Here is a 16,669-nt window from a genome sequence, read left to right on the forward strand (position 1 = left end):
CCGGTTTCAGAATTACCGTTCGTTCATGTAATATTTCAGCCGGTGCCGGATTTATTGTTGCACTGACCGGAGATATCAGGAAAATGCCTGGTCTGCCAAAAGTACCAGCAGCCGAAAAAATTGATGTTGATGAAAATGGTGTTATTTCTGGTTTGTTCTAGAAATATGTTGCTGATTAAAAGGGTTCTTCGGAACCCTTTCAATAAATAAGTTTGTTAAAAAAAAATACGATAAAAATTGAAGTGGAGTTTGTGAATGGAATTTGATGCAGTAGGAACTGATTTTAGTTCTATCTCAGAAAAAAAATGTACTGAATTTGTTGAAGCCCTGTACAGCAAAGCAGCTGTTCCAGGTGGTGGCGGTGCAGCCGCATTAGTTGGTGCAATCGGAACAGCTTTGGCTGGAATGGTTTGCAACTTGACCACTGGAAAGAAAAAATATGCAGAGTACGAAGAAGATATTCAACGTATTTTAAAAGAAGCACAGGTTCTGCAGGATCGTCTGTTAGCAATGATCGATGAAGATGCAAAGAACTTTATGCCTTTAGCAAAAGCTTACGGCCTCCCCAAAGAAACCGAAGAAGAAAAAGCTTACAAAGAAAAAACCTTAGAAGAATGCACCAAAGTTGCGTGCAGCATTCCTCTTGAAATCGTTGAAGTATGTTACAAGGCTGTTTTATTACAGGAAGAACTGGTTGGTAAAGGTTCTGCTTTAGCCATCAGTGATGTCGCATGTGGTGTTCAGTGCTTAAGAGCGGGAATGATCAGCGGTTGGGTTAATGTACTAATTAATATCAAGACAATCAAGGACGCAGCCTATGTAGCTGACGTAAATAACAGAATCAAGCCAATGTTAGATAAAGGCGTTGAAATCTGTGACCGCGTTTATGCAGATGTTGAAAAACAACTTTCATAATAGCATGTATTAAAAGATTTATAAAAAAGAGATCTATAAAAATTTTGAACAAAAGAGGAGTATTATAATTATGGCAGCAAAATTATTAAGTGGAAAAGAAGTAAGTGAATCTGTACTGGCTCAAGTGCTAGCAGACGCTAATGATTTAAAAGCAAAAGGCATTCAAGTAAAAATGGCAATCATGCGAGTTGGTGAAGATCCAGGTTCTATTTCTTACGAAAAAAGCATTATCACCAGAATGGGAAAATCAAACATCGAAGTTGAATCTGTTCAGTTCCCAATCGACGTAACCGAAGCAGATTTTATTGCAAAACTTCAAGCGATCAATGAAGACAAAAACATTCATTCTGTTTTAATCTTCCAACCACTTCCAGATCAAATTGATGCAGAAAAAATCAAATATCTATTAAGTCCTGAAAAAGATCCAGATGCTCTTAATCCAACAAACTTAGGAAAACTGATGATCGCCGATGAAAGAGGATTCTTCCCATGTACAGCTGAAGGCGTTATGGAAATGTTCAAATTCTATAACATCGATGTTAAAGGTAAAGACGTTGTGGTTATTAATAACTCTAACGTACTAGGAAAACCACTTACAATTATGCTGACAAACGAATTTGCAACCGTAACCATGTGTCATGTACATACAAAAGATACTGCTTCTTACACCAAGAAAGCTGATATCGTTGTAACCGCATGTGGTATTTATGGTCTTGTAAAAGCTGATATGTTAAGCGAAGACTGTATTTTAATTGACGTTGCTATGTCTCAGATGAAAGATGCAAATAAAGAATTTGTATTAAACGAAGAAGGCAAAAAAATTCGGGCTGGAGATGCTCACGTAGACTGTTTAGACAAGGTAGCTATGATTACTTCAGCGACACCAGGATGCGGCGGCGGAACAGGCCCAATCACAACAGCTTTATTAGCAGCACATGTTATTCGAGCATGTAAAATGCAAAATAACCTATAAAATCTGAAAAAACAAAGGAGGTATACAATTGGAGGATTACACAAAGTTTAAACTGAAAAGAAAGGAAGAACTTGATGCGGTTCTGGCAGGCAAAGATAATTTGTTTGTTATCGCCTGTAACAAATGCTTCAAGGAACTCGACAGTTTTGACGAACCGGAATGCGGTTTGTTTGAAGAGATTGCCAAGGAACAGGGCAAAAATATCGTGGGCTCGGCACGAATCGATTTTCTGTGCAATGAACCATTAACAGCGAAGAGCTTCCAAGGTCTTATTCCCCAAGAAACCGAAAATGTATTTGTTATCTCATGTGGTCTGGGTATTCAGACGATGGCAGCAATGGCCGAAATTCCGGTATATGCTGCAAGCGACTCTGTTATCGTTGATGGCTATCATGGAATGGCATTGACAACCACCTTATGCGAAGCATGTGGACAATGCTACCTGAACATGACTGGCGGAATCTGCCCAGTTGTTGATTGTTCAAAAAGCTTACTGAATGGACAATGCGGCGGCGCCAAAAATGGCAAATGTGAAGTCGATAAAGAGATGGATTGCGGATGGCAGCTCATCTATGAAAGATTGGAAAAACAGGGACGTTTGCAAGAACTGTTGGATAAGCCAGTAGAACTTCGGGATTATTCCAAAGTTAATCATAAATTCATCAGCGAATATGTAAAATCTGTCCGTGAAGAACGATTTGAAGGATACTATGGCGGAATTCATCCAACCGAATTTAAAGAGTTGAGTGAACATATCGCAGTGGTACCTTTCCCAGATCCAGTGAATGTGGTTATTCCGATGTCACAGCATGCTGGTGCACCAGCTGAACCGATTGTCAAAGTTGGCGATCAGGTAAAAATGGGTCAGAAAATCGCTCAAGCAGCTGGCTTTATCAGCAGTGCGATTCATGCCAGTGTCAGCGGAACCGTTGTTGCCGTTGAACCGAGATTACATCCGATTAGCGGGCTGGATAGCTTAGCAATTGTGATTCAGTCGGACGGCAAGAACACTCTTGATGAATCCGTTAAACCGGCTGGCGATTTAGATAAACTTTCAGCGGATGAAATTATCGAAATTGTCCGTGAAAAAGGAGTTGTCGGTATGGGTGGCGCTGGATTCCCAACTGCCGTTAAACTTAAATCACCTAAACCGATTGAACTGGTCTTACTCAACGGTTGTGAATGCGAACCAATTCTAACAGCAGATCACCAAGTTCTGCTGGCGTATGCCGATGAAGTGATCTATGGTTTAAAAGCCATGATGAAAGCATCAGGCGCACCAAAAGGTGTGATTGCCATTGAAGACAATAAGTTGGATGCAGTTGAATTACTGCAGGCAAAAACTGCTGATATCGAAAACATCGAAATCGTTGTTGCAAAAACCAAATACCCACAAGGGGCTGAAAAAATGCTTATCAAACGGGTTATGGGCAAGCAAGTTCCAAGTGGCGGTCTGCCAATGGATGTTGGGGCAATCGTATGTAACGTGAGCACAGCCAAAGCCGTTTCCGATGCAATCCAGTTAGGAATGCCACTGGTTGAACGCGTTGTGACTGTCAGCGGTAACCGCATGAACAAGCCTGGAAACTACTTAGTCAAGATTGGTACCTCTGTCAAAGATATCGTCAACCATTGCGGTGATGTAAAAGGCGACGATGTAACTGTTAAAATCGGTGGCCCAATGATGGGATTCGCCCAGGCGAACCTCAATGTTCCGATGCTGAAATGTTCCAACGGCATTATCGCTGTTGAAACCATTGTTAAAGAAGCAGTAGAATGTATCAAATGTGGCCGTTGTGCTGACGTCTGCCCAATGGAACTGCGTCCGCTGTATTTCACCAAATATGCTCTGTCAGAAGATTGGGAAGGCATGAAAACACAAAATACCATGGACTGTATTGAATGTGGATGTTGTGAATATATCTGTTCATCAAAAATTCCAATTGTTGAACGAATTAAAATTGGAAAAACTGCCATAAGGGAGGGTAAATAATATGCTGATTACCCAACTAAAATCAAAAGAAACAATCGAAGCACTGGCACAAGGAAAAACTGTGATCATAAACTGTCACGGCTGCAAAGAAGTCTATTTCGCTGAACACGAAGCAGATGAACTGCAAAAAGACCTTAACGGTGTGACTCAGATTATCACAACTGATTACATCTGTAATCCCGATAATTTGAAATTACAATTGCAAAAACATACTGATGTCATTAATGCTGCCGATACCATCTTGGTATTTTCCTGTGGCGTTGGGGTTCAGACTGTTGCTGCTCAATTTGAAAGTAAAAAAGTCTACTCCTGTTGTGATACCTATCCATTACCAGGATTCCAGGGTGTTACACCACTGAATGTTGATTGTGGACAGTGTGGAGAATGCTATCTGAATGGTACCGGCGGAATCTGCCCAATTACCGCATGTTCAAAAAGTCTGCTTAACGGCCAATGTGGCGGTGCCAAAGAAGGCATGTGTGAAGTAGATAAGGAAATGGAATGCGGATGGGAACGGATTTACCGAAAATTGGAAAAACTGAACAAACTGGATAACATGAAATATGATGCACCAAAAGTGCGGAACTATCACAATCCAAACGCAGAAGAACCAATAATTTAAGAAGATTAGGAGTAATTATAAATGAGAATAACTGAGTTGTTTCAACGTGGTGAGTTTGTATTAACTGCAGAAGTGGGACCTCCAAAAGGGGTTGAACTTGACCACCTGATTAAAGATGCCCATGAGTATTTGAAAACCCGGGTTCATGCATTGAATGTAACGGATAACCAATCTTCGGTTATGCGTACTGGTTCATTGGCAACATGTAAGGTATTAAAAGATGAGGGATTACTTCCAATCTTTCAAATTACCTGCCGTGACCGAAATCGTATTGCCTTACAGTCTGATGTTTTAAGTGCAGCATTATTAGGCATTGAAAATTTATTGCTATTAACTGGGGATTACACCACATTAGGAGATCATCCACAAGCAAAACCTGTTTTCGATCTGGATTCCGTGTCATTGATTCACGCCGTAAAACGAATGGAAGAAGGCTTCGACATTGCTGGCAATGCCATTGATGGAGCGCCTCCTAAATTTGCTAAGGGCGCTGTTGTGTCACCATGTAGTGACTCTGTGGATGTCCAATTGGCAAAAATGGAAGCAAAAGTGAAAGCCGGATGTGAATATTTCCAAACCCAGGGCGTTTATGAACCAGAAAAATTCATCAAATTTATGGAACAAGCTAAACAATTTGGAGTACCAGTACAACTGGGTCTAATCATCCCCAAAAATGTGGGCATGTGCCGATATATGAATGCCAACGTAGCTGGCGTTCATGTTCCAGATGATATGATTAAAGAATTGCAAGCTGATAAAGAAAAAACAAAAGCTGGAGATACTGGCGTGGAAATCTGTGCTCGTCTGATCAAAGAATGTAAAGACTACGCACAAGGTGTTCATATCATGTCATTAGGCTGGGAAAATAGAATTCCTGAAATTCTTGATATGGCTGGAATTGCTCCAATAACTCCAGTCGTTTAATAAACAGAAACGTTAACTGAATGCCGGCCGAGCCGGAAATTTTAAAATGCTCCTCTTAGAGTGGACAGTTTAGTTACTAAACTGTTCATTTTAAGGAGGACAGTTTGAGCGATTAAACTGTTCATCTAATGGAGGAGTTTTTTATTTGGGGGAATAAATCCACCAAAATTCTGGACTTTGCAGATTTATAGGTTGGTGATAAGGTGAAAATAACAGTAATTGGAACAAGCCCGAACAGATCTGAAGCGGCAGATGAGATTCATAACGTTTGCGTAAAAAAAACAACATGCTGATCGACTGTCATGTTCATTGTGGTTTGGGTCAATTCAGAGGATTGAGATGGTCTGATTTAGACGACTTAGCGCTTGAGGCAATGAAAGACCTCATTCGAATCTATCAAAATAAAGGGGTACAGGCAATTCGTGATGGAGGGGATGGTTCAGGAATTGGAATAATTCTCAGAGATATTTCAAAAGATTCCGATCTTATTGTTAAGACACCCATTCACGCTTTTTATAAAAAAGGCCATTACGGTGATTTTTTAGGGAACTCAGTAGATAACGTAAAAGATGGCATTGAAAAGATGAATCAGCTCATAAAGAAAAAGCCAGATTTTATAAAAATTATTTTAACCGGCATCATGAGTTTTACCGCATTGGGTACCTCAGGACCGGTCGGGTTTTCTAAAAGTGAATGTTCGGAGATGATTGATCATGCTCATCAAAAGGGTTTATCAGTCATGGTTCACGCCAACACGCCAGAGGGTATTATGATAGCTTTGACATCCGGAGCGGATACCATTGAGCATGGTTATGGAATAAATGATGATTGCCTTCATGCGATGCGTGAAAGTGGTGTTGTTTGGGTGCCGACTCTGGCACCTTTTGCCAATATAGCCAGATGCGATGATGCGAGTCCAATGAAGAAATATCAAAAAGTATCGGAAGCATATTTTAGACAACATCAGTTGATGGTAAAAAAAGCAGATGCAATGGGTGTGAACATTGCATTGGGAAGTGACTCAGGAGCAACATCAGTTCCCCTGGGACAAGGCACTTTAGATGAGCTTGGTTATTTGTGCGACTGTGGATTGACATCAGAAAAATTGGAAAGCATTGGAAAATGGGTTATCGACCTCTAATAGTTTATTAGCATAAGAGAATCCCTACAAATTTTATTTGTAGGGATTCTTTGTTTTGAATTGATACAAAATAAGTGGGCGATGCGTTTGTTTTTATACCCCCTGGGTATAAACAGTTGATAATCTATAAATTGGATGGTGCGCATATGTTATATGAAAAATTTGTGGAATGTCTTGAAAACGATGATAAACCCAATGCCGTGCGAATTGCACTGGATGCTCTGGAAACCGGGAAGGTTGGTATTGTCGAGTTATACAACGAGTTGTTAATGCCCGCCCAAAATAAAATGGAACTGGAAGAAAGAAAAGAATCGGTGGCGATCTGGAAAGAGCATTTTAGAACATCAGTGGTCCGAACCATCATTGAATACTGCTATCCCCGGGTCGTCAATGAAGGATTGCGTAACAGTGTGAAAAAAGGAAAGAAAAAAATCCTAGTTTTTTGCCCTGCAGAGGAATACCATGATGTTGGCGCCCGGATGATTTCCGATTTCTTTACCTTATGCGGTCATCAGGTCTATTTTTTAGGCGGCAATACGCCGCCGGAAGCCCTTTTGCAGGCAATGGTTCGATTGCGTCCAGAGGTCATTGCCATGGGGGTCAGTAATTATTTTAATCTGGTTGCCGCCAGGCGAACCATTGAAGATGTAAGGGAAATTCTCGGCAAGGATATCACTATCATTCTAGGCGGGGCAGCATTTAACGATAATTTGACAGTGGTAAAAGAAATCGGTGGCGATTATTATGTTGATAGCTATGACGCGGTGGTGAGAATTTCGGAAGGGTGGGAAAATCATGAAACTGGCATTTGATATCGCCCTTCGCTTTTTAAAATCCAGTAAGGGACAGACCGCGCTGATTGTATTAGGGATCGCTATTGGGGTGTCGGTGCAGATATTTATCGGGTCGCTGATCACCGGGCTCCAAAAAAGTCTGGTCGACAAAACAGTCGGAAGCGCACCACAGATTACCGTTTCGGCCAAAGAGGACGGTGATTATATTTTAGACTCTCAGACCGAAATCAAAGCAATCAAAGCCGCCAATCCAGCCGAAATAACAAACCTTGTCGCGGTTACCCAGGGACCGGCCATCTTAAAAACAACCGATCAGTCGACGACCGTTATTTTGAGAGGCTTTGCGTGGGATGATGCTCAGGGAATTTATAAAATAGCAGATCGGGTCGTTAAAGGAGAATTGGGCACAAATAAAAATGAGGTTATTATTGGAAAAGACCTTTCGGAAAACCTGAATGTTAAAATCGACGATACGATTGAAATGATTACCCCGACCGGTAAGACTGGTGAATTTTTGGTAACTGGTTTTTTTGATTTACAGGTAAAGTCTTTAAATGAATCATGGATTTTAACAAATGACGGTACGGCGCAGACATTTCTGGAAACCGGTGAAGGCGTATCACAGATCGAAATGCAGGTAAAGGATGTCTTTGCGGCGGGTGAAGTGGCAATGGCGGTGGAAAAACGCCTTAATAACGATAACTTAGTTGTGACAAACTGGAAAGAAGAGAATGCGGCGTTATTATCGGGGCTGTCAGGTCAAACCGCTTCAAGCTTGATGATTCAGGTTTTTGTACTGATATCAGTGGTACTGGGCATCGCCAGTGTCCTGGCCATCAGTGTTGTGCAGAAGTCCAGACAGATTGGGATATTAAAAGCCATGGGAATGCATAACCCCATAGCCAGTCTGGTTTTTTTATTTCAGGGATTTCTGCTGGGGATATTGGGAGCTTTTGTCGGTATCGGTTTGGGAATCGGACTGAGCTGGTCGTTTGCTACCTTTGTCACTAACCCCGATGGGTCTTCGTTAGTACCCTTCTATATAGACTGGTATTTTATTGGCATTTCAGCGGGAATTGCCGTTGCCGCTTCAACACTGGCGGCATTAATCCCAGCCATTCGCGTGTCTCAGCTGGATCCTATGGAGGTAATTAAAAATGGATAATTTTGTGGTTGAAGTCAAAGGCGTATCGAAGGTCTATGGCAAGGCAATTAAAACAGTTGCTCTTCATGAACTCGATCTGGGGTTTACTACGGGCTCATTCAATGCCATTATTGGCGAGTCCGGTAGTGGTAAAAGTACCCTCCTTAATATTATCGGAACCCTCGATCGTCCGACAAAAGGGGAAGTGATTATCAATGGCGTTTCCATTAGAAACATGTCAAAAAGACGCTTAGCTGATTTGCGAAACGAAACATTGGGTTTTGTGTTCCAGTTTCATTATCTGTTGCCGGAGTTTACCGCTCTGGAAAATGTCCTGATGCCTTACCGGATCGCTAATGGCAAGGCAGATAAAGAAAGTCAGAAAAGAGCCAAGCAAATACTGAATCTGGTCGGACTTGAAAAGGTGGAAAAGAATTTGGCAACAAATATGTCAGGGGGGCAACAGCAACGGACAGCCATTGCCAGGGCACTGATGAATCAGCCCAAAATCATGCTGGCTGACGAACCTACCGGTAATTTAGATTCGCAGACCACCGACAGTATTTATCAACTCTTCAGGAAGATCAATCAGGAACTGGGAACAACTTTTATCATCATCACCCACGATCGACGGGTTGCCGAAAAAGCAGACCGCATTGTTGAAATTTTGGATGGCCGAATTTCTTTGGACATTGTTAAATGAGGCAGTCGTTCAGCATTAAATAATCCTCCAAATAATTCAGGTATAAAATAATAGGGTCGATTATTTAATGCTTTCATTGATTTTGATAATTATTACTGGTAATCATGTCGATCATCGTATAAAATAGGGAAATAGACATTTTGAAGCGTGAAACTAGGGGAAAATCAATGAAAAAAATTATGATTGTACGTCCCAATGATTTTGTGGATATTGCCATAGAAATTCCGGGAATCATGACAGATGTAAAATACTATACGGGAGATAACTTTGTGGGTGAAAGAATCAACGGTTATGAAGCCCCCATCATTTTATTAACCGAAAAAGCGACTATCGCATTGGGGAGAGTTCAAAAACAACTTTTGGAAGAAGGGTTTGGATTAAAAGTTTTTGACGGGTATCGTCCCAAGCGGGCAGTGGATCATTTTGTTCGCTGGGGAAAGTTGGAAGAAGATGAGAAAACCAAAAGCGTTTATTATCCGGATAAGACGCGACAGGAAATTTTCGATGGTGGCTTTATCGCCCCGGAATCTTCTCATACCCGGGGCAGTACAGTGGATCTGACGGTGGTAAACATCGAAACAGGGATCGAAATTGATATGGGTGGAGTGTTTGATTATTTTTCCGAGGTCTCTTACAGCGATTATGATCATCTCACCCTGGAACAAAGTAAAAACCGGGTTCAGCTCCGTTATCTGATGCGCTCAGAGGGGTTTGAACCGATGCAACAGGAGTGGTGGCACTTTACCCTTTCAGAAGAGCCATATCCCGAAACCTATTTTGACTTCCCGATTCAAGACTGAGCGGGCTTCGTTTTTAAGCAGCCATCAAATAAAAATAGTTGAATTTTCGGATGATCCTCTTTTAATCAGAAATATTGCATTTTATTAATGAATTGTCAAAAAAATGTGATATAATGATAAAATTAGAGAAAAATACGATACTATCAGGAAAGAAGTGAAAAAATGAGAAAAAGAAATAAAACACTCTTGATTGGATTAGGTGTGTTGTTCGTGATTTTCGCCATTTTATTATCACTGAACCAATTTTATATTGATTATCTTTGGTTTGTGGAAATGGGCTATACTGAAATTTTCTTTAAAGAACTGGTGACAAAAACACAAATAGGTATTCCAATCTTTATTGGATTGATACTGATTTTGTTTTTTTATTTAAAATTGCTTAATCGCATTTCCTCAAGGTACATCGGGAGTGTCCAGAAGGCAACGAAAAAACAAAATATCCTCGCAATTGGGGTGAGTGGCGTGGTCGCTTTTTTCCTGACCATTATGATCTCAGACCGGCTTTGGTACCAAATACTGGAATTCGTCAATCAGACTCAATTTAATTTGACAGATCCCATCTTCAACCAGGATCTGGCCCTTTATTTTTTTGGGCTGCCATTATACCAGGAAGTCTTTGCTATTTTTATCGGTTTCTTTGCGGTCATTGTCGTGTTAACATTTTTATATACGGCCTATATCCTCTATCAGGGTAAGAAAATCGAATTTAGCCGGGAACAGGATCTGGAATCCATTAAAGACAATGCCAAAGGGATTTTCAAATCCTATCTTGAGATTGCATCCCGGCAGATCGGCATTTTTTTAGGAGTGCTTTTTTTAATCCTGTCGATTGGCAGCTTTTTAGAAGCGTTTCAGTTGCTGTATTCCAATTCGGGGATCGTCTATGGCGCTGGTGCGGCAGATATAGATGTCGGACTGAAGGTCATCATTGTTAAAGGCGTTTTATGTTTGGTTCTGGCGGTCACATCCGTATTCGCCGGCTACAAGAAAAAATATCTATATATGGGTGTCGGACCGGTTCTTTTCATCGTTGTGATAATTCTCGGCGGCGCAGCCCAGGGAGTCTATGAATCACTGATTGTTATTCCTAACCAGTTTACAAAAGAAGAACAGTATATTGCCAATAACATTGAGTATACGCAACAGGCCTATGATTTAGCCAATGTTGAAACAAGAGAATTTTCAGGAACTCAGGAAATAACGGCAAAAGATATTAATGAAAATAAAATCACCATCGATAATATCCCAATTAACGATCAAATACCAACCCAGGAAATGTATAATTCTTTACAAGGGATCAGGAACTACTATCAGTTTTATGATGTTGATGTGGATCGCTATTTTGTCAATGGTGTCTACACCCAAGTGTTCCTGGGTGCCCGGGAAATGAACAATACCTTGTTACCCACTGAAGCGAAGACCTGGGTCAATCAGCACTTGAAGTATACCCATGGCTTTGGAACAGCGGTATCCCCGGTCAACAAAACAAACAATGTGGGACAGCCGGATCTGATTGTCAAAGACATTCCTCCAGTTACAGATGTGAGCGAACTGGTCATTGACGAACCCCGTATTTACTTCGGCGAAAATGACTATGGCTATGTTGTCACCAACTGTACGACAGCAGAGTTTGATTATCCTCAGGGTAATGATAATCAGGAGGTAACCTACACAGGGACAGCGGGGATCCAAATGTCTTTTATCAATAAACTGGCATTTGCTCTCTATCATGGGTCATCGGAACTGCTTTTGGCAAATGAAATTACAGATGACAGTAAGATGCTGATTCATCGCAATATTTCAGAAAGAGTCTCAACCATTGCCCCATTTTTAAGCTATGAAAGTGATCCTTACATGGTGATCGCAGAAGGCCGTTTGTATTGGATTGTTGATGCCTTCACGACCAGTGATCGCTACCCTTACTCCCAGCCTTTTGATAAGGCTGGTAATAATTATATCCGTAACTCAGTGAAGGTGGTTGTTGATGCCTATAATGGCGATGTTACCTTCTATAAGGTGGATAATGAACCGGTATTGGAAACCTATAGCAAGATATTCCCTGGATTTTTGAAAGATCTTTCAGAAATGCCGGAAGGAATTAAACAACATTTGCGGTATTCAAAAACCATGTTTGACGTTCAATCTGATGTTTATAAAACCTATCATATGTCAAACGCCAGAGTCTTCTATAATAAGGAAGATCAGTGGGAAACGGCAACCCAGTTTTATGAATCTGAAAAAGCTGAGGTACCGGTGGAATCGGCTTATACCATTATGGAACTGCCGGATCGCCAAGCAGAATTTATGCTGACAGTGCCCTTTACACCAAAAGATAAGGATAATATGATTGCCTGGCTGGCAGGGGTATCGGATGGCCCGGGTTATGGGCAGCTGATCCTGTATGAGTTTCCCAAACAGCAATTGGTTTATGGTCCGATGCAGATCGAACAGCGGATCGACCAGGATACCATCATTTCACCACAATTGACCCTTTTGGGGCAGCAGGGCTCTCGGGTTCTGCGGGGAAATCTGATGTCGATACCGATCGAAAATGCGATTATCTATGTCGAACCAATTTACATTCAAGCCGTAGGCGGAGAAAATAATCTACCGGAATTAAAAAAAGTAGTGGTGTGTTACCAGAATGAAATAGTTATGGCTGACTCCCTGGAGTTGGCGCTGGCACAGGTTTTTGACATCCAGGAATTACTGAGTAATAACCCACCGACTCAGAGCACCGGTAGCACTTCAACCAATGCAGAATTAGTGGTTAAAGCAAATGCCTTGTTCAAAGAAGCACAGGAAGCGCAAAAAGCCGGTAACTGGGCAGGGTATGGACAAAAAATAAGTGAGCTGGAACAGGTTCTGGCTCAGCTGCAGCAACTTTCTGGGGTAACTCAGTAGGATAAGATCATAAGTTTTTAAAAGCAGGAGGAAAAAATGCTCGATATAAAGCGCATCAGAGAAAATAAAGAAGAAGTTCAGGCCGGTTTGGACAAACGCGGTCAATACGATTTAAGCGTTGTTACCGCATTAGATGAAAAACGTCGGGAAACATTAGGTCAAGTTGAAGAAATGAAGAGCCGACAAAATGTGGTGTCCAAACAAATTCCGGTTTTAAAGAAAGAAAATAAGGATTGCACCGAGATTTTTGCCGAAATGAAGGAGCTGTCAAACACGATTAAAGATCTTGATGCAGAAGTCAAAAAAATCGATGATGAGATCAAAATTCAGCTGTTAAATTTCCCGAATATTCCCAATCCCCAAGTCAAGGTTGGAAAAGACGACACCGATAATCTGGAAATCAGAAAGTGGGGCGAGCCCCGAAAATTTGATTTCGAGATCAAAGCCCATTGGGATATTGGAGTGGATCTGGACATCCTGGATTTTGAGCGCGCAGTCAAAATCACTGGCGCCCGATTCAGTATGTTCAAAGGTGAGGGAGCCCGATTGCAACGAGCTTTGATTAACTTTATGCTCTATACCCATTGTGAAGAACACCATTATACCGAAATCTCCCCACCATTTATGGTGAATCGGGAAAGTATGACCGGTACCGGACAGTTGCCAAAATTTGAAGACGATGCCTTTCATTTACCAAGTAAGGACTTCTTTCTGGTGCCAACCGCAGAGGTACCGGTAACCAATATTTATCGCGATGAAATATTGGGAGAAGAAGAATTACCCAAATATTTTACCGCCTATACCCCCTGTTTTAGACAAGAAGCCGGTTCAGCTGGCCGTGATACGCGGGGATTAATCCGTAATCATCAGTTTGACAAGGTGGAAATGGTTAAATTTGTTCATCCGGATCGATCTTACGAAGAACTGGAATCCTTAACAAACAATGCGGAAGATATTTTACAATTACTGGGGATCCCTTACCGGGTGGTTGAATTATGTACCGGAGATCTGGGCTTTAGTTCGGCCAAAACCTATGATATTGAAGTATGGATGCCAAGTTACAACCGCTATGTTGAGATCAGCTCTTGTTCGAATTTTGAAGACTACCAGGCCAGACGGGCAAATATTCGATTCAGAGATGGCAAAACCAAGAAAACCCGCTTTTTGCATACCCTCAATGGGTCGGGACTGGCAGTGGGCAGAACCTTTGCCGCTATTTTAGAAAATTACCAGCAAGCCGATGGATCAGTTATTGTTCCGGAAAAACTGGTGCACTACATGTGGGGAAAAACCGTTATCGGTATGTAAACCAACAAAATAATGTCAACTGAAAACAAAGCATAAAACAAAAAATAGAAAGAAAAAATGACACTCGTGATTGAGAATAAGAATCGTGTCAGATGGAGGAATATAATGAACATGAACGGAAAAGAATTAGTTATAACCGAGGATGGTTTTAATAACATAAAAAAAGAACTGGAATATTTAAAAACAGTTAAGCGCCACGAGGTCGCTGATCGGATTAAAACAGCCCGTGAGTTCGGGGATTTAAGTGAAAACGCCGAATATGATGAAGCCAAAAATGAACAGGGGTTTGTTGAGGGTCGAATTTCGGAGCTGGAACACAAGCTTAAAATAGCAGTTGTTATTGTGGAAAAAGATATTCATACCGAAGATGTGGGCGTTGGCAGCATCGTTAAAATTAAAAACCCATTACTGGACTTAGTCGCAGAATATAAAATTGTCGGATCGGCGGAATCTGATCCTAAAAACAACCGTATTTCAAATGAGTCTCCGATTGGGTCGGCTTTGCTGGGCGCAAAGGTAGGCGATACCGTGAAGGTGCAAATTCCTGACGGTGAAGCGGCATATCAAATTTTAGAAATACGTAGATAGGGGAGTAGACATTGACAACAGAAAATCTTAGCGAACTTCTAGAAATAAGAAGAGAAAAATTAAAGAATTTACAAGATGCCGGGAAGAATCCCTTTGAACAAACCAGTTTCAATGTAAGTGCCCATGCCCAAAAAGTTGAAGCGTCTTATGATGACTATGAAGAAAAAGAAGTGACCATGGCAGGCCGGATCATGTCCAAACGGGGCCAGGGAAAAGTATCCTTTTATGATCTACAGGACTCTACCGGAAGAATTCAATTATTCCTGAAAAAAGATGCCCTGCCAGATATATATGACGAAATAAAAACCTATGACATCGGCGACATCGTTGGGGTAAAAGGGGAAATCTTCAAAACTAAAATGGGTCAGATCTCAGTAAGAGTTTCAGAACTGACGTTACTGAGCAAATCGTTGCAGATTCTGCCGGAAAAATATCATGGTCTAAAAGATATGGAGCTTCGTTACCGACAGCGTTATGTTGATCTGATTGTAAATCCGGAAGTGAAGGATGTTTTCCAGAAACGATCACTGATTATGCGAAAAATACGGGAGTTTTATGACGCCCGAGATTTTATTGAAGTAGAAACACCGGTTCTTTCCAATTTGGCCGGCGGTGCCAATGCCAGACCTTTCATGACCCATCATAATGCCCTGGATATCACTTTGTACTGCCGAATTGCCCTGGAACTGCCACTCAAACGATTGATTGTTGGCGGTTTTGACAAGGTTTATGAAATGAGCCGGGTTTTTAGAAATGAAGGAATGGATGCCACCCACAACCCTGAATTCACATTACTGGAGTCTTATGAGGCATATGCGAACTATGATGCCCTAATGATAATGATCGAGGAACTCTATAGTTTCCTGGCCAAAGAAGTAAACAAATCCGAAACCGTTATTTATGGGGAAAAGGAAATCAGTCTGGCCGCTCCATTCAAACGGGCACGAATGGTCGATTTAGTCAAAGAACACACCAATGTCGATTTTGATGTCATGACCGATGTCGAAGTGGCCCGAGCCGCAGCCAAAGAACTGCATGTGGATGTGGATGGAAAAAATAGTGTCGGTGAAATTATGGCCGAAGTCTTTGATGAATTCGTTGAAGATAAACTCATCCAGCCAACCTTTGTGACCATGCACCCAGTAGAAATTTCACCACTTGCCAAGAAAGATCCCAAAGATCCGCGATACACGGAGCGATTTGAACTATACATAAATGGTGCCGAATGTGCTAACGCTTTTTCCGAGCTGAATGATCCCATCGATCAGAAAGAACGGTTTATGTCTCAGGTACAAAAGAAAACAGACGGTGATGACGAAGCACATCCTTACGATGCTGACTTTATCAATGCCCTGGAAGTGGGTCTGCCACCAACCGGCGGTTTAGGAATCGGAATTGATCGATTGGTGATGTTATTCACTAATCAGCACAGTATCAGAGACGTTATTCTTTTCCCGACAATGAAACCCATCGACTAATAACTCAATGAACAAGGAGCTCAAAGGCTTAGAATTTTGAGCTCCTTTACTTTACCGGAAAAAGATTGGGATTTAAAAATAAAATAATAAAACATTTTATTTATATGTTTAAACAATAATCATGAGGGTAAATAAGTAAAACCTGTCGGTAAAATAGTTGATTAACTGCTCTTAAAACCAGATAATTAGCGGATATCAGAGTCTTTTGGCTAATATCAAAGAAAAATGAGAAAACTTTCATAAACATGTTGACAGGAGGGGTGAAAGAGCGTATACTAATGAAGTTGTCTCGAACAGAGGCGGCGCACACACAGCTGAAACATTGAAATGAACTTAAAAGAATTTCAAAAAACAGCTTGACAACATGAAGAAACAACGATAT

The 16,669-nt window shown here is 41.3% G+C and carries 15 protein-coding genes; all 15 read left to right on the forward strand.

Going from position 1 to position 16,669, the window contains the following annotated elements; all coding sequences use genetic code 11:
- Positions 1-161, forward strand: a 161-nt coding sequence (locus Q7J41_RS15680; protein WP_304889390.1) for a formate--tetrahydrofolate ligase, incomplete at its 5' end; no start/stop codon positions are given.
- 94 nt (positions 162-255) lie between these two features.
- Entirely contained in the window at positions 256-915 is a 660-nt protein-coding gene (locus tag Q7J41_RS15685; protein WP_304889377.1) for a cyclodeaminase/cyclohydrolase family protein, read from the forward strand.
- Between the two features lie 70 nt (positions 916-985).
- Positions 986-1,888, forward strand: coding sequence for a bifunctional 5,10-methylenetetrahydrofolate dehydrogenase/5,10-methenyltetrahydrofolate cyclohydrolase (locus Q7J41_RS15690; protein ID WP_304889378.1), 903 nt, complete (start codon positions 986-988; stop codon positions 1,886-1,888).
- Positions 1,889-1,916: 28 nt separating this feature from the next.
- The gene (rsxC, locus tag Q7J41_RS15695) at positions 1,917-3,881 is read left to right on the forward strand and encodes an electron transport complex subunit RsxC (protein WP_304889379.1); all 1,965 of its coding nucleotides are present in this window, start codon (positions 1,917-1,919) and stop codon (positions 3,879-3,881) included.
- 1 nt (position 3,882) lies between these two features.
- The gene (locus tag Q7J41_RS15700; protein WP_304889380.1) at positions 3,883-4,503 is read left to right on the forward strand and encodes a methylenetetrahydrofolate reductase C-terminal domain-containing protein; all 621 of its coding nucleotides are present in this window, start codon (positions 3,883-3,885) and stop codon (positions 4,501-4,503) included.
- A gap of 21 nt (positions 4,504-4,524) precedes the next feature.
- Positions 4,525-5,427, forward strand: a complete 903-nt coding sequence (locus Q7J41_RS15705) for a methylenetetrahydrofolate reductase (RefSeq protein ID WP_304889381.1) — start codon at positions 4,525-4,527, stop codon at positions 5,425-5,427.
- A 268-nt stretch (positions 5,428-5,695) separates the two neighbouring features.
- On the forward strand, positions 5,696-6,568 hold the full coding sequence (locus Q7J41_RS15710) for an amidohydrolase family protein (protein WP_304889382.1): 873 nt from the start codon (positions 5,696-5,698) through the stop codon (positions 6,566-6,568).
- Positions 6,569-6,714: 146 nt separating this feature from the next.
- Positions 6,715-7,380: a B12-binding domain-containing protein gene (locus Q7J41_RS15715; RefSeq protein WP_304889383.1), complete on the forward strand. Its 666-nt coding sequence runs from the start codon at positions 6,715-6,717 to the stop codon at positions 7,378-7,380.
- A complete protein-coding gene (locus Q7J41_RS15720; RefSeq protein ID WP_304889384.1) occupies positions 7,364-8,527 on the forward strand; it encodes an ABC transporter permease in 1,164 nt (387 codons plus the stop codon). The genes Q7J41_RS15715 and Q7J41_RS15720 overlap by 17 nt, the downstream gene beginning before the upstream one ends.
- Positions 8,520-9,209: an ABC transporter ATP-binding protein gene (locus tag Q7J41_RS15725; protein WP_304889385.1), complete on the forward strand. Its 690-nt coding sequence runs from the start codon at positions 8,520-8,522 to the stop codon at positions 9,207-9,209. Before Q7J41_RS15720 ends, Q7J41_RS15725 begins: the two co-directional genes overlap by 8 nt.
- A gap of 167 nt (positions 9,210-9,376) precedes the next feature.
- The gene (locus Q7J41_RS15730) at positions 9,377-10,009 is read left to right on the forward strand and encodes a M15 family metallopeptidase (RefSeq protein ID WP_304889386.1); all 633 of its coding nucleotides are present in this window, start codon (positions 9,377-9,379) and stop codon (positions 10,007-10,009) included.
- A 162-nt stretch (positions 10,010-10,171) separates the two neighbouring features.
- Positions 10,172-12,913 carry a UPF0182 family protein gene (locus Q7J41_RS15735; RefSeq protein ID WP_304889387.1) on the forward strand — a complete coding sequence of 914 codons (2,742 nt, stop codon included), beginning with the start codon at positions 10,172-10,174 and terminating at the stop codon, positions 12,911-12,913.
- A 36-nt stretch (positions 12,914-12,949) separates the two neighbouring features.
- A complete protein-coding gene (gene serS, locus Q7J41_RS15740) occupies positions 12,950-14,221 on the forward strand; it encodes a serine--tRNA ligase (RefSeq protein ID WP_304889388.1) in 1,272 nt (423 codons plus the stop codon).
- 111 nt (positions 14,222-14,332) lie between these two features.
- Complete coding sequence (gene greA, locus Q7J41_RS15745) at positions 14,333-14,809, forward strand: transcription elongation factor GreA (protein ID WP_026395777.1); 477 nt, start codon at positions 14,333-14,335, stop codon at positions 14,807-14,809.
- A gap of 11 nt (positions 14,810-14,820) precedes the next feature.
- The gene (gene lysS / locus Q7J41_RS15750) at positions 14,821-16,287 is read left to right on the forward strand and encodes a lysine--tRNA ligase (protein WP_304889389.1); all 1,467 of its coding nucleotides are present in this window, start codon (positions 14,821-14,823) and stop codon (positions 16,285-16,287) included.
- Positions 16,288-16,669 lie beyond the last annotated feature (382 nt).

Origin of the sequence: Acetobacterium sp. (assembly GCF_030652775.1) — a bacterium.
Lineage (GTDB): Bacteria > Bacillota > Clostridia > Eubacteriales > Eubacteriaceae > Acetobacterium.